The organism is Rhodococcus sp. NJ-530 (genome assembly GCF_003860625.1).
Taxonomy (GTDB): domain Bacteria; phylum Actinomycetota; class Actinomycetes; order Mycobacteriales; family Mycobacteriaceae; genus Rhodococcus_F; species Rhodococcus_F qingshengii.
Map to the genome: position 1 here is coordinate 3,339,231 of NZ_CP034152.1, position 13,869 is coordinate 3,353,099.

Here is a 13,869-nt window from a genome sequence, read left to right on the forward strand (position 1 = left end):
GTTCCTCGACGCGATGAACGGCGCCCGACTGCGATCAGGGATGATCGATGACAGTCGCACTGCGTGAAGAACAGATGACAAGAAAAAGAGGAACTACACATGGCTCGCCTAGGGATCCGCACCACTGCAGCAGCAATGGGGGCGGCGGTTCTGCTGGTCACAGGATGTTCTTCCGGAGATGGCGGAGACGACCTCATCACGATCGATCCCGCAACGGCAGCGGTCTCACCGGCCACCACCAGTACCCCGGACGGCGTGGTTCACCCGTATTCAGGTCTGATCGATTCCATCACATTCGATCCGATCACGCGCAGCGCTGTAGTGGTTGCCAACGACCCCCGTTCGGTGCTGGTCGTTCCTACGGACAGTTTGGCCGGCGCCGACCCCGCCTCCGCAGGTCGTCCGATAGCTCTGGATTCAGACGTACGCGACGTTTCGATCGGCTCTGACGGTAGCGCTCTTCTGTCGATGGATCGCCAGGTAGTGAAGCTGAATCTGACTTCGGGCGAACAGATGTCCATCCCGGTCGACGGGCAGGCGAATTCAGCGGTCGAACTCAACGACGGCCGCATCGCGATCGGCACGGACAATGGTTCAGTTCACATCGTCGACCCGAAGACCGATCAGTCACAGACGGTTTCGGGATTCGCATCCGTCGACGAACTCGCGGTCACCGGCGACAACCTGAGCGCCCTCGATCACCGTCAGACCTCGCTGACGGCGATCAATCTCGAAGACGGCAAACTCGGCGTCGCTCTTCGCGCCGGTGAGGGCGCAACTCATCTGGCCACCGATCGCTTCGGACGCATCCTTGTCACCGACACCACCGGGAACGAACTGCTCGTCTTCACTGCCGATCCGCTCCTGATGCACCAGCGCTACCCCGTCGGCGAGTCGCCATACGCCGTCGCCTACGACGAGGCCGCGGATCGGGTGTGGGTGACACTGACCGCGACCAATGAAGTGGTCGGCTTCGATCTGTCGTCCGGCATCCCCGTGGAGACCGGACGGTTCAAGACGGTGCGACAGCCGAATTCGTTGGCCGTAGACTCTTCCAACGGCAATCTGATCGTCGGATCGGCAACCGGTGACGGGCTGCAGGTCATCCCGTCACGGGAGAACTGATGGAAAAGCGTACGCGCGGGATCCCCGCGCAGTGGGAGACGTCGGACGACAAGTTCGACTACGTGCCGCTCCGGCTACCGCCGAACGTTTCGCGGGTCACGGCGTCGATGCGTCTGGCGATCTCCGCCGAGTTCGGCGGATGGGAACTCTCCCGAGTCCGTCTCTACCCCGACGGCAGTCGTCGCGTGCTCCTCAAGCGAAAGAAGACGCCGCTGCACGTGACCGATCCGGACGGCATTCAGCACTGATCGTCCAACAGACGACCAGGGCCCGCCGCTGTCGAAACCGCTGACAAAATCACACCATCGAAGAGCTGGAGAATCGTGTACCAACTGCTGCTGAGCCTGATGTTCCGGGTCCCACCGGAACGCATCCACCACATTGCCTTCACCGCGATGAAACTGGTGACACGGTTCGCTCCCCTTCGCTGGCTGGTCGCAAAAGTCCTTGTCGTCGACGACCCGGTTCTGCGGAGTCAGGCATTCGGTCTGACGTTCCCGGCACCTCTCGGCCTCGCCGCAGGATTCGACAAGGACGCCACCGGCGTCGACGCCTGGGGCCCGTTGGGATTCGGTTTCGCCGAGGTCGGAACAGTGACGGCCCAGGCTCAGCCCGGTAACCCCGCGCCGCGTCTCTTCCGTCTTCCGGCCGACCGCGCTCTGATCAACCGGATGGGCTTCAACAACCACGGCGCTGGTCACGCGGCGAATTTCCTGCGACAGCGCCGCGTCACGGTGCCGGTCGGTGCCAACATCGGCAAGACCAAGATCGTCGAAGCCGCCGACGCCGCTGCCGACTACACCGCCAGCGCGCAGCTTCTGGGTCCGCTGGCCGACTTCATGGTCGTGAATGTCAGCTCGCCGAACACACCCGGACTCCGTGATCTGCAGGCCGTCGAATCACTGCGCCCGATCCTGCAGGCCGTGCTCGACACCGTCAGCGTGCCGGTACTGGTGAAGATCGCGCCCGACCTCTCGGACGAGGACGTCGACGCGGTCGCCGATCTGGCAATCGAACTCGGACTTGCCGGAATCGTCGCGACCAACACCACGATCCGTCGCGACGGTTTGAAGACCCCGGACGCCGAGGTAGCTGCACTCGGCGCAGGCGGGCTGTCCGGTGCACCGGTCGCCGAGCGCTCACTCGAAGTACTTCGGCGCCTGTACGCCCGAGTGGGCGACAAGATGACCATCATCTCGGTCGGCGGTATCGAGACGGCCGATCAGGCGTGGGAACGGATCCTCGCCGGCGCGACACTGGTGCAGGGATACACCGGCTTCATCTACGGCGGACCGTTCTGGGCTCGCAGCATCCACAAGGGGATAGCCAAGCGGGTCCGCGCAGCGGGTTTCTCGTCGATCGCCCAGGCTGTGGGAGCTGAGAACCCTCGCTAGAGAGTGCTGTGCGCCTTTATTAACCGCCCGCGGTTAATAAAGGCGCACAGCAAAGTGACTATTCGACCTCGAACGTCCCGGTCAGCGTTGCACGCGCAATCGCGTGATGGAACACGTTGAAACCGAGGAACGCCGGCGACGAATCAGGGGTGACTCCGTCGAGCGTCTCCACGTCGAGGGCATGCACCGCGACGATGTAGCGATGCGGACCGTGCCCGGGAGGCGGGCCTGCACCGATGAAACCGAACCCACCACCGTCGTGGCGGAGGGTGACGGTTCCGGCGGGCAGGACATCGCTGTCCGCCGCGCCGGCACCGGCGGGGAGCTCGGTGACGGAAGCGGGGATGTTCGCCACGGCCCAGTGCCAGAACCCCGACGCAGTCGGTGCGTCCGGATCGAACACCGTCACGACGAAGCTCTTCGTCTCGGCCGGAAAGCCGGACCACGAGAGCTGCGGTGAGATGTCTTCGCCACCGGGGACACCGAAGGCTCCACTGGCCTGAGCAAGCTTCAGCGGCCGGCCCGCAGTGATGTCGTCACTGGTCAGCTCGAAACTCGGCAACTTCGGCAATGGTTCGTACGGATCGTGCGCCATGCGAATCCTTTCTGTGACAAGAGAGCTCGATGTGCGTAGAGCTCACGGATCTATCTACGTGCTCGTCAGGAATTGAGCAGGAAATGTTCCAGAACACGTGTCCCGAACAGTAGTGCGTCCACCGGAACTCGCTCGTCGACGCCGTGGAACAGCGCGCTGAAATCCAGCTCGGGCGGCAACTGCAACGGCGCGAAGCCGAAGCAGCGAATGCCCAGTTTCGCGAATGCCTTCGCGTCGGTTCCGCCGGAGAGCATGTACGGAACTGTGCGAGCCTCCGGATCGTGGGCGAGGATCGCCTCGTTCATGGCGTCTACGAGGTGGCCGTCGAACGTTGTTTCGTACGAATCCAGCTTGGTGATCCACTCGCGGGTCACGTCGGGACCGATCAGTTGGTCCACCGTGCGCTCGAATTCGGCCTGCCGTCCCGGCAGCACGCGGCAGTCGAAGACCGCCTCGGCAGTCTGCGGAATGACGTTCGCCTTGTATCCGGCCTTGAGCATCGTCGGGTTCGCCGTGTCACGGAACGTCGCCCCGATGATGTTGGCGATCGTCCCCAACTTCGCGAGAGTCCCGTCGATGTCGGGTGATCCCGGATCGAAGTCCAATCCGGTCTCTTCGCCGACGGCGGTCAGGAACTCCGCGACCGAATCCGAGATCACGATCGGGAACTGGTGGGCAGCAAGCCTCGAGACCGCGCCGGCGAGTGTCGCGACCGCGTTGTCGTCGTGGAGGAAGGAGCCGTGTCCGGCGCGTCCCTTGGCAGTCAGACGCATCCAACCGAGGCCCTTTTCCGCAGTCTCCACGAGGTAGAGCCGGCGGTCGGTTCCGTCAGGCCGCGGAACCGTCAGCGAGAAACCGCCGACCTCACCCACGGCCTCGGTCACTCCCTCGAACAGATCCGGGCGGTGCTCGACCAGCCACTGGCATCCGTACTTTCCGCCAGCTTCCTCGTCCGCCACGAAGGCGAACACCAGATCACGCGGCGGTACGACGCCTTCCGCCTTGAACTGTCTGGCGAGGGCCAGGATCATCCCGACCATGTCCTTCATGTCCACGGCGCCGCGCCCCCAGACGTAACCGTCCTGGACGGTGCCGGCAAAGGGATGGACGCTCCAGTCGGCGGGCTCGGCCGGAACTACGTCGAGGTGACCGTGAAGCATCAACGCACCACGACCAGACTCGGCTCCCTTCAAACGAGCAAAGACATTTCCTCGGCCGGGTGCTCCGGACTCGACGTATTCCGTCTCGTAACCGACTTCTTGAAGCTGCGCGGCAACCCACTCCGCGCACGCACGCTCGCCTTTGGTGGTTTCGAGTTCTCCCGTGTTCGAGGTGTCGAAGCGGATGAGGGAACTGACCAGTTCGACTACTTCTGCTTCGGCTCTGCTCGGATTCGGATTATTCGGGGTTGTGGTCATTCCACTTTCCTACCATCGAATCAAACGACGCGGGCGACCGGAATGCCCCGCAACCTGGCGATTTGGGGCAGCTCACCTAATCGGATACTCTTTCCCAGCACCGAGAAATCGGGGCCGAGTCCGAGTGGCGGAATGGCAGACGCGCTAGCTTGAGGTGCTAGTGTCCTATTAACGGACGTGGGGGTTCAAGTCCCCCCTCGGACACTCGAATACAGCAGAAAGACCCCAGCCTGATCAGGTTGGGGTCTTTTTGCTGTGCGCCTTTATTAACCCCCGGCGGTTAATAAAGGCGCACAGCAGTGGGGCGATTTGGGACCTGGGGATGGCATCGGATACTCTTTCCCAGCACCGAGAAATCGGGGCCGAGTCCGAGTGGCGGAATGGCAGACGCGCTAGCTTGAGGTGCTAGTGTCCTATTAACGGACGTGGGGGTTCAAGTCCCCCTCGGACACTCTGTGTTGAGACAGACAGGAAAAGCTCCGGTTCATGGAACCGGAGCTTTTCTCGTAATTGGCGAAGTTCCCGCACCAGGGAACAGTCCGCGCGAGCGGCGATCGAGATGGAACAGAAGTTCGAAGTGGATACAGACACCAAGAAGTCGGATGCACTGCAGGCAGATTCGCTGGAAACAGCCGATTCAGAATCTGCTCGAGCCGAACTCACCGGACTCGACCCCGCAGAACTCGAAATCTGCCTGAAGGTCCTTTCCGAAGCCGCCGAACTCGACGACGAGCATCCCGATTCGATCACCATGCAGCGCGCTGTCGGCCATCTGTTCAAGCGACTCAAGAAGAAGCGTCGCCTCGCCTCGCGCGCAGCCGTCAACGAAGCCGACCGCCAAGTGGTCGCTGCGACTGCCACCGGTTCACCCGATCGCATCGACGACGAGACCGCAGGCATTCCGATCAAGTCGAACACCGCCGGCGCCTCCGCCGGCACGCTCATCAAGGCGCGGCCGTGCTACATCTGCAAGCAGCGCTACACCGCAGTCGACGCCTTCTACCACCAACTGTGCCCCGAATGCGCTGCCACCAGCCGCAGCAAACGTGATGCCAGCACTGATCTCACCGGCCGACGCGCACTTCTGACCGGCGGCCGCGCGAAGATCGGCATGTACATCGCGCTGCGCCTGCTGCGTGACGGCGCACATCTGACCATCACGACACGATTCCCCAACGACGCGATCCGCCGATTCAAAGCGATGGAAGACAGCAACGACTGGATTCACCGTCTGCGCATCGTCGGCATCGACCTCCGCGACCCCGCCCAAGTTGTTGCACTCGCGGATTCCGTTGCCGCACAGGGTCCGCTCGACATCCTCATCAACAACGCCGCGCAAACCGTCCGACGCTCCCCCGGTGCTTACGGCGCCTTGGTCGACGCCGAGTCCGGTGCGCTTCCCGCCGGTGAACTGCCTGATGTCCTGACCTTCGGCAAGACGAGCGACGCTCACCCCGCTGCTCTGGCCGGATCGCTGTCGGACGTCGCAAGCATCACCTCCGGAAATCTGTCCGCCGACGCGGTCAGTTCACTCGCCCTCGTCGCCAAGTCGGCGTCACCCGATCGCATCGAGCAGGGCATCGCCATCGACGCGGGCGGGCTGCTGCCCGACCTCGCGCACACCAACAGCTGGGTTCAGACCGTCGAAGAGGTCGATCCGATCGAGCTTCTCGAAGTCCAGCTCTGCAACTCGGTCGCGCCCTTCATCCTCGTTTCACGCTTGCGCCCGTCGATGGCCGCGGCAGCTGCGCGACGCAAGTACGTCGTGAATGTCTCCGCCATGGAAGGCCAGTTCAGCCGCGCATACAAGGGCCCTGGCCACCCGCACACCAACATGGCCAAGGCAGCACTGAACATGCTGACCCGCACCAGCTCCAAGGAAATGCTCGACGACGGCATCCTCATGACCGCCGTCGACACCGGTTGGATCACCGACGAACGCCCGCACTTCACCAAGATGCGGTTGGCCGACGAAGGTTTTCACGCACCACTCGACCTCGTCGACGGTGCCGCCCGCGTCTACGACCCCATCGTTCAGGGTGAACTGGGCGTCGACCTGCACGGCTGCTTCCTCAAGGACTACAAACCCTCGCCGTGGTGATGGGCGGCACCGCCGCGGTGGTGACAGGCAGCACCTAGCCGCCCCGATGTGGCGATCTCGTCACCCCCGAACCCCCGTGTCGAGTAGCTCATTTCAGGTAGAGCACAGCATTGCAGGCGATAATGGAGTGCGTACCTGCTCACCGACTCGGAGGAACCATGACGATCGCCGTCGTACACAAGGACAGCCCGGAAGGCCGCGCCGCAATCGTGGCCGCCGCACGGGAATCCGTGGGTCGAAGCGAGGAACTGCTGGTTCTGCACGTCCTGGACGACGTCAACATCGGAGGCACGGTCAACCTCGGAGACACCGAGGACGATCGGGCCGCTCTTCGCGGCGAGATCCAGTCAGCGCTCGACGCCGGTGGATTCTCGGAGACGAAGTGGGATCTGCGCACCACCGAGCACGACGGCGATCCGGTTACCGCGCTCGTCGACCTGGTCCACGACGCGGGTGTCGATCTCCTGATCGTTGGAACACGCCGGATGTCCCCCATCGGCAAGTTCCTCCTCGAACGCCCGCTGCAGCGTCTCCTACTCGAAGTGGAGGCTCCGATCCTCGTCGTCAAGGAACCCCTCCCCGCCGAGTGACCTCGGTCACATCACTTTCGGGTGCTCGTTTGTAGGCTGGCTCCATGACTGGAACCTCGCCCGCCCGAGAACTCGACATCATCGTCTACGGAGCGAGCGGCTTCGTCGGTAAGCTACTCGCCGACTACCTCGTCAAACATGCTCCCGAAGGCACGAAGATCGGCCTCGGTGGCCGTTCCCTCGAGAAGTTGGCAGCCACTCGCGCCGATCTGGGTACCGCCGCTGCCGATCTCCCCCTGATCATCGCCGACGCCGACGACGCCACCGCACTGAAGGCACTCGCCCAGCGAACCCGGGTCGTCGCCACCACGGTCGGCCCGTATGCCAAGTACGGCCACGCCCTTGTTCACGAATGCGCCTCCGCCGGAACTCATTACGTCGACCTCACCGGCGAGGTGCTGTTCCACCGCGAGAGCATCGACGACAACCATGAGCTGGCGGTCTCGACCGGTGCCAAGATCGTCCATTCCTGCGGATTCGATTCCATCCCTTCCGATCTCGGAGTTCACGTCCTGCACGAGAAGGTCGCCGCCGACGGCGCCGGCGAGCTCACCGACACCACCCTGGTGGTCACGGCCCTGCGCGGCGGCGTGAGCGGTGGCACCATCGATTCGCTTCGCAACCAAATCGACGTGTCGAAAGACGATGCGCGCCTGCGGAAACTTGCTGCCTCGCCGTACTCGCTGAGCCCCGATCGTGATCGGGAGCCCGAACTCGGACGCCAGAGCGACGTGAGCGTGGTCGACGGCAAGAAGATCGATCCGTCGTTGAAGGGGTGGAAAGCGCCGTTCGTGATGGCGTCGTACAACACACGAGTCGTCCGTCGCAGCAATGCGCTCCGAGAGTGGGCGTACGGCAAGAAGTTCAAGTACAGCGAGGTGATGAGCGTCGGCTCATCGGTGGTGTCACCGGTGATTGCGGGCGGCGTGGCGGTCGGCCTCGGCGCGCTGGTCGCCGGACTCGCTCTACCTCCGACACGTTTCCTTCTCGACAAGGTATTGCCGGCTCCCGGTGAAGGTCCGAGCGAGAGCACCCAAAAGAAGGGCCACTTCACGCTCGACGTGTTCACCACGACCACGACCGGCGCCCGATACACATCACGAGTGAAGGCGAAGGGCGACCCGGGATACAGCGCGACGGCGGTAATGCTCGGCGAATCTGCGTTGTCGTTGGCGAAGGACCAAAAGGCTCTTCCCCCGGCCACCGGCGTTTTGACTCCAGCGACAGCGCTCGGCGACGTCCTGGTCGAGCGTCTACGCGCGGCTGGTTTCGAGATTTCCGCGCGCAAACTCTAGACAGAACGAATTTCACTTGATCGTTTCAGCTCTTCGCGCCCGATTATCGCAGCTCAGGGCGCGGACAGCGGTGGGAATACTCCCAGGTAACATTGATGTTGGTTCATGGCATCCATATGTGATGCTCCGCTTTCGGAAAAGTGAGGCTATTCATGACTGAGCGCGTTCAGGTCGGCAGTCTTCAGGTTGCCAAGGTTCTCTACGACTTCGTGGTCGAGGAGGCTCTTCCCGGCACCGGTGTAGACGCCGAAACGTTCTGGGCCGGCGCCGACAAGGTCATCACCGAGCTCGCACCGAAGAACCGCGACTTGCTTGCCAAGCGTGACGATCTGCAGGCTCAGATCGATCAGTGGCATCGCGATCACGCCGGCGCTCCCATCGACGCCGCCGCGTACAAGGCGTTCCTGCAGGAAATCGGCTACCTCCTGCCGACGCCTGCCGAGTTCTCGGTCACCACCGCGAACGTCGACACCGAGATCACCTCGACGGCCGGCCCGCAGTTGGTCGTGCCGATCCTCAACGCGCGCTTCGCTCTCAACGCGTCCAACGCCCGCTGGGGTTCGTTGTACGACGCGCTGTACGGCACCAACGCCATCTCCGAGGAGAACGGCGCCGAGAAGGGTTCCGGCTACAACAAGGTCCGCGGCGACAAGGTCATCGCCTGGGCGCGTGAATTCCTCGATGCGGCAGCACCTCTCGCGTCGGGATCGCATGCAGATTCAACCAAGTACGTTGTCGACGGCAGTGAACTGAAGATCACGTTGGCAGACGGTACGGTCACCACGCTCGCCCAGCCGGAGAAGTTCGTCGGCTACCTCGGCGAGAAGGACGCACCGACGAGCATCCTGCTGCTCAACAACGGATTGCACGCCGAGATCCAGATCGACGCCTCGTCCCCGATCGGCAGCACCGACGCCGCCGGCGTCAAGGACGTCGTTCTCGAATCCGCCGTCACCACGATCATGGACTTCGAGGACTCTGTCGCCGCTGTCGACGCCGACGACAAGGTTGTCGGCTACCGAAACTGGTTGGGTCTCAACCGTGGTGACCTGTCCGAGGAGATCAAGAAGGGCGCCAAGTCCTTCACCCGCACGCTCAACGGCGACCGTAAGTACACCGCAGTCGACGGCAGCGAACTCAGCCTGCACGGTCGTTCGCTCCTGTTCGTCCGCAACGTCGGTCACCTCATGACCAACCCCGCGATCCTCGACGCCGACGGCAACGAGGTCCCCGAGGGCATCCTCGACGCCTTGATCACCAGTGCCTGTGCAGTGCACGGCCTCTCGATCAGTGACGCCAACGGACCGCTCGACAACAGCCGCACCGGCTCGATCTACATCGTCAAGCCCAAGCAGCACGGTCCCGAGGAAGTTGCCTTCACCACCGAACTGTTCGGCCGTGTCGAGCAGGTCCTCGGGCTTCCCGAGAACACGCTCAAGGTCGGCATCATGGACGAGGAGCGTCGCACGACAGTCAACCTCGCTGCCTGCATCAAGGAAGCCGTCGACCGCGTCGTGTTCATCAACACCGGCTTCCTCGACCGCACCGGCGACGAGATCCACACCTCCATGGAAGCCGGCGCGATGGTCCGCAAGGCCGAGATGAAGAAGCAGAAGTGGATCGGTGCGTACGAGGACTGGAACGTCGACACCGGTCTGGCCTGCGGTCTGCAGGGCAAGGCTCAGATCGGCAAGGGCATGTGGGCCATGACCGAGTTGATGGCAGACATGCTCGAGCAGAAGATCGGTCACCCCAAGGCCGGCGCCAACACCGCATGGGTACCTTCGCCGACCGGCGCAACGCTGCACGCGACGCACTACCACCGCGTCGACGTATTCGCAGTTCAGGACAGCCTGAAGGGCAAGCCTCGCGCGAGCGTCGACGACATCCTGACCATCCCGCTCGCTCCCAGCACCGACTGGACCGACGCGGAGAAGAAGGAAGAGCTCGACAACAACTGCCAGTCCATCCTCGGCTACGTGGTCCGTTGGATCGACGCGGGCGTCGGCTGCTCCAAGGTTCCCGACATCCACGATGTCGCGCTCATGGAGGATCGCGCCACGCTGCGCATCTCGAGCCAGCTGCTCGCCAACTGGCTGCGTCACGGCATCGTCAGCGAGGGCGACGTTGTCAGTGCACTCGAGCGCATGGCCCCGGTTGTCGACCGTCAGAACGAGGGCGACGCCGAGTACCGCAACATGGCACCTGATTTCGATTCCAACATCGCGTTCCAGGCTGCCAAGGAACTCATCCTCGAAGGCGCGAAGCAGCCCAGCGGATACACGGAGCCGATCCTGCATCGCCGCCGCCGCGAGTACAAGGCCGCCAACGCCTGATTTCACCTTCTTCGAACTCGAAGCTGAACCCGAACAGCCTCGGCACCGCTCCCGGTGTCGAGGCTGTTCGCGTAGGCCCCGAAGTTTCGTCACTAGACTGGCCGAGGACACAGTCCGTTCAACAGACATTCTTCGAGTGACCAAGGTAGGGCAAGGTACGTGGGCGAACATCGCGGCGGGTCAGGCGCCAGAGGTATCAGTAAGGGGCCGATTCTCGTCGTCGTGCTGATCGTCTTGATCGTGGCAGCCTTCTTCGGATGGAAGGCCCTCAGCAACCGGATCGACGATCAGGGACAGCAGGCAGCCGGTACGTGCGTCGAGGGCAACAAGACACTCGACGTCACCGCGGATCCGTCCATAGCCCCACAGGTCGAGGAACTGGCGAAGCGGTACACCCAGACCTCGCCGGTGGTGCGTGATCACTGCATCGCCGTCGTGGTGCACGGTGCGCCGTCCGCGTCGGTCTCGACGGCACTCGAAGCCGGTCCGGCGGCCCCCTGGGATGACGCAGCATTGGGACCACGTCCCTCCCTGTGGATCCCGGCGAGTTCGTTCGAACTCGCGCCACTGTCGGGCAAGGCCGTGATCAACGGTGATCCTCGCTCGCTCGCGAGTTCCCCGATCGTTCTGGCAGCCGGTCCCGAGACCGCGGCAGCATTGGCCGGCGCAGCATCGAGTTGGAAGTCTTTGCCTTCCGATCTGACGGTCGCCCTGCCGGTCGGAAGTACCGAAACCTCGATGGCTGCACAGGCGATCGCTGCCGACGTCGCCGATGCGGGTGCCGGACCGGTCACGACGGATCAGGCGAAGTCCGCTCAGGTCAACGCTGCGCTCAGTGCACGGGCGTTGCAGTTCCAATCCTTGCCGACTCCCCCCTCGTCCACCGCCGAAGCCCTCGGAGCACTGAGCGCCGGAACACCGGATTCGGTGAAAGCCGTTCCGGCCACGGAACAGTCGATAGCGCAGAGCGCGAACGCGGCGATGACGACGTACTCCCCCGCCGGCGCAACGCCAGTCGCGGACTATCCGGCGGTCATCGTCTCGGGCAGCGGGATCGACGAAACCGCGTCGCGCGCAGCGGCACAGTTTGCCGATTTCATGCGTGAGCCGAATCAGTCACAGTTGTTCGTCGGCGCCGGTTTCCGGGTCGAGGGCCAAGACCTTCCCGATCTCGGGGCGGTGTCCCCGGCCAAGATCTCGTCCACTTTGAAACCGGCTTCGGCGGAGACCGCAGCGGCGCTCGGTGACATAGTCGCCAACCCGGTCTCGCCGCGTAGTGCCACCATCCTGATGGACACGTCGGCGTCGATGGGTACCGACGACGGTGGCACTACCCGCTTGGCGAACATTGCCTCGGCGGTGAATACCCAATTGGGTCGCAGCCCTGACGCTTCGGACATCGGCCTACGCGAGTTCAGCACGGGCACCGACGGAAAACCGTCCGAGCGCATCCTGGTTCCGGGCGGTTCACTGTCCGAGCCGAATCGGCGTGCCACGATCACCGATTTCCTCAACGGGCTTCGGGCCGGCGGAAAGACCTCCAAATACCCGGCGCTTGCCAGCTCCTACAAAGCCGCCGTGGACGGTTTCGACGCGGGGCGAGTCAACTCGGTGCTGCTGATCACCTCGAGTACGCCTGACGAATCCACCACGACGCGAGCCGAACTGCTCAGCGCGATCGCCGCTGCGGGCAATCCGTCGCGTCCGGTACAGGTCGACGTGATCGTCGTCGGTGCGGGCGACGACGTCTCCACACTCCAAGACGTCTCGGATCGGACGGGCGGAACATTGGTTCGGGTCGATTCGACGTCCGACCCCGCTCTCGCGGCCGCAGTGACCAAGATGCTGTCCTGATGGGGCGCGTCGCGGTTTTTGCAGTCCTTCTCGCCCTTCTGACCTGGTTCCTGCATCGCCGACTCGTTCGCGCCACCGGCATCCCGAGGCGATGGGCTCGTCTCGCCGACACTGCGCTTGTCGTCTTGGCGGTCTCGACGCTCATCGGGGTCGGCAGCGGCGAAGTCTTTCCGACATCGTGGGCGCGACCGATCGGATTTGTCGGATGGGTCTGGCTGGCTTCGTGGCTGTATCTGATTCCCGGACTGCTCGTGATCGGCCTGTTCGCCGGGATCGGTCGACTACGTGCACGCCACACGGATACCACGACCGAAGTCGACCCAGCCAAGCGTCGTACGTTGCAGTTGGCTACGGCAGCAGTCACTCTCGCGGCGATCGGCACCGCCGGCTACGGCGTCTACGAGGCGTCGGGCCCCAAGATTTCCCGCGTCCGCGTGCCGCTCGCTCGCCTACCTGAGGGCTTCAACGGATACCGGATCGCCTTGATCACCGACCTGCACGTGGGACCGGCCCGCGGGGTCGACTTCACCCGCAAGGTGGTCGATATCGTGAACTCGCAGAATGTCGATCTGATCGCGATCGGCGGCGACCTCGTGGACGGAACCGTCGCGAAAGTTGCTCCCGATCTTGCTCCGCTCGCCGATCTTCGGGCGCCCGACGGAATCTTCGGAGTCAGCGGAAACCACGAGTTCTACGCCGACGACGGCGGCAAATGGCTCGACGTGTGGGAGACATTGGGGATCACCACACTTCGCAACAGCCGCACCTCGATCCAGCATGGCGGCGATACCATCGACATCGTGGGCATCCACGACTACACGTCGCCGGCCCCGTACGAGCCGAACCTGACTGCCGCGCTCGCAGGTCGCGATCCGAATACTTTCGCCTTGCTTCTCGCGCACGAACCGCGTCAAGCGATCGAGGCATCCGAGATGGGTATCGATCTGCAACTGTCCGGGCACACTCACGGCGGTCAGATGTGGCCGCTGCGGTATCTCGTTCCGCTGCAGCAGCCTTCGGTGCAAGGCTTGGACAGGGTCGGAAACACAGTGCTGTACACGACGCGTGGCGCCGGGGCTTGGGGTCCGCCGGTACGCGTCGGCGCCCCGCCGGAGATCACTGTTCTCGAACTCGTACACGAGAGGTGATGATCTCCGGCGG

Annotated in this window: 11 protein-coding genes and 2 tRNA genes; 11 read left to right on the forward strand and 2 right to left on the reverse strand. The window is 63.5% G+C overall.

Going from position 1 to position 13,869, the window contains the following annotated elements:
• Window positions 1-99: 99 nt before the first annotated feature.
• The 3 genes from EHW12_RS15605 (at window position 100) to EHW12_RS15615 (ending at window position 2,519) form a co-directional block, all read left to right on the forward strand.
• The gene (locus tag EHW12_RS15605; RefSeq protein WP_125051112.1) at window positions 100-1,125 is read left to right on the forward strand and encodes a hypothetical protein; all 1,026 of its coding nucleotides are present in this window, start codon (window positions 100-102) and stop codon (window positions 1,123-1,125) included.
• Complete coding sequence (locus EHW12_RS15610; RefSeq protein WP_003946171.1) at window positions 1,125-1,373, forward strand: DUF5703 family protein; 249 nt, start codon at window positions 1,125-1,127, stop codon at window positions 1,371-1,373. The genes EHW12_RS15605 and EHW12_RS15610 overlap by 1 nt, the downstream gene beginning before the upstream one ends.
• A 75-nt stretch (window positions 1,374-1,448) precedes the next feature.
• A complete protein-coding gene (locus tag EHW12_RS15615) occupies window positions 1,449-2,519 on the forward strand; it encodes a quinone-dependent dihydroorotate dehydrogenase (RefSeq protein ID WP_125051114.1) in 1,071 nt (356 codons plus the stop codon).
• 58 nt (window positions 2,520-2,577) lie between these two features.
• On the opposite strand, the gene EHW12_RS15620 is transcribed toward EHW12_RS15615, so the two are convergent.
• Complete coding sequence (locus EHW12_RS15620) at window positions 2,578-3,114, reverse strand: YbhB/YbcL family Raf kinase inhibitor-like protein (RefSeq protein WP_019748548.1); 537 nt, start codon at window positions 3,112-3,114, stop codon at window positions 2,578-2,580.
• A gap of 65 nt (window positions 3,115-3,179) precedes the next feature.
• Window positions 3,180-4,532, reverse strand: coding sequence for a M20/M25/M40 family metallo-hydrolase (locus tag EHW12_RS15625; RefSeq protein WP_003946170.1), 1,353 nt, complete (start codon window positions 4,530-4,532; stop codon window positions 3,180-3,182).
• 118 nt (window positions 4,533-4,650) lie between these two features.
• On the opposite strand from EHW12_RS15625, the gene EHW12_RS15630 reads away from it, so the two are divergent.
• From EHW12_RS15630 to EHW12_RS15665, 8 genes are all read left to right on the forward strand, one after another.
• Window positions 4,651-4,736: transfer RNA gene (locus EHW12_RS15630), tRNA-Leu, on the forward strand.
• Window positions 4,737-4,898: 162 nt separating this feature from the next.
• A tRNA-Leu gene (locus EHW12_RS15635) sits at window positions 4,899-4,983 on the forward strand.
• Window positions 4,984-5,091: 108 nt separating this feature from the next.
• Window positions 5,092-6,633, forward strand: a complete 1,542-nt coding sequence (locus tag EHW12_RS15640) for an SDR family NAD(P)-dependent oxidoreductase (protein WP_003946151.1) — start codon at window positions 5,092-5,094, stop codon at window positions 6,631-6,633.
• A gap of 158 nt (window positions 6,634-6,791) precedes the next feature.
• Window positions 6,792-7,223 (forward strand): universal stress protein, encoded by a 432-nt coding sequence (locus tag EHW12_RS15645; RefSeq protein ID WP_003946198.1) that lies wholly within the window; start codon window positions 6,792-6,794, stop codon window positions 7,221-7,223.
• Between the two features lie 44 nt (window positions 7,224-7,267).
• The gene (locus tag EHW12_RS15650) at window positions 7,268-8,518 is read left to right on the forward strand and encodes a saccharopine dehydrogenase NADP-binding domain-containing protein (protein WP_042924714.1); all 1,251 of its coding nucleotides are present in this window, start codon (window positions 7,268-7,270) and stop codon (window positions 8,516-8,518) included.
• 152 nt (window positions 8,519-8,670) lie between these two features.
• A complete protein-coding gene (locus EHW12_RS15655; protein ID WP_125051115.1) occupies window positions 8,671-10,854 on the forward strand; it encodes a malate synthase G in 2,184 nt (727 codons plus the stop codon).
• A gap of 159 nt (window positions 10,855-11,013) precedes the next feature.
• Window positions 11,014-12,708: a VWA domain-containing protein gene (locus EHW12_RS15660; protein ID WP_125051117.1), complete on the forward strand. Its 1,695-nt coding sequence runs from the start codon at window positions 11,014-11,016 to the stop codon at window positions 12,706-12,708.
• Entirely contained in the window at window positions 12,708-13,856 is a 1,149-nt protein-coding gene (locus EHW12_RS15665; protein WP_054187381.1) for a metallophosphoesterase, read from the forward strand. The genes EHW12_RS15660 and EHW12_RS15665 overlap by 1 nt, the downstream gene beginning before the upstream one ends.
• Window positions 13,857-13,869: the final 13 nt, after the last annotated feature.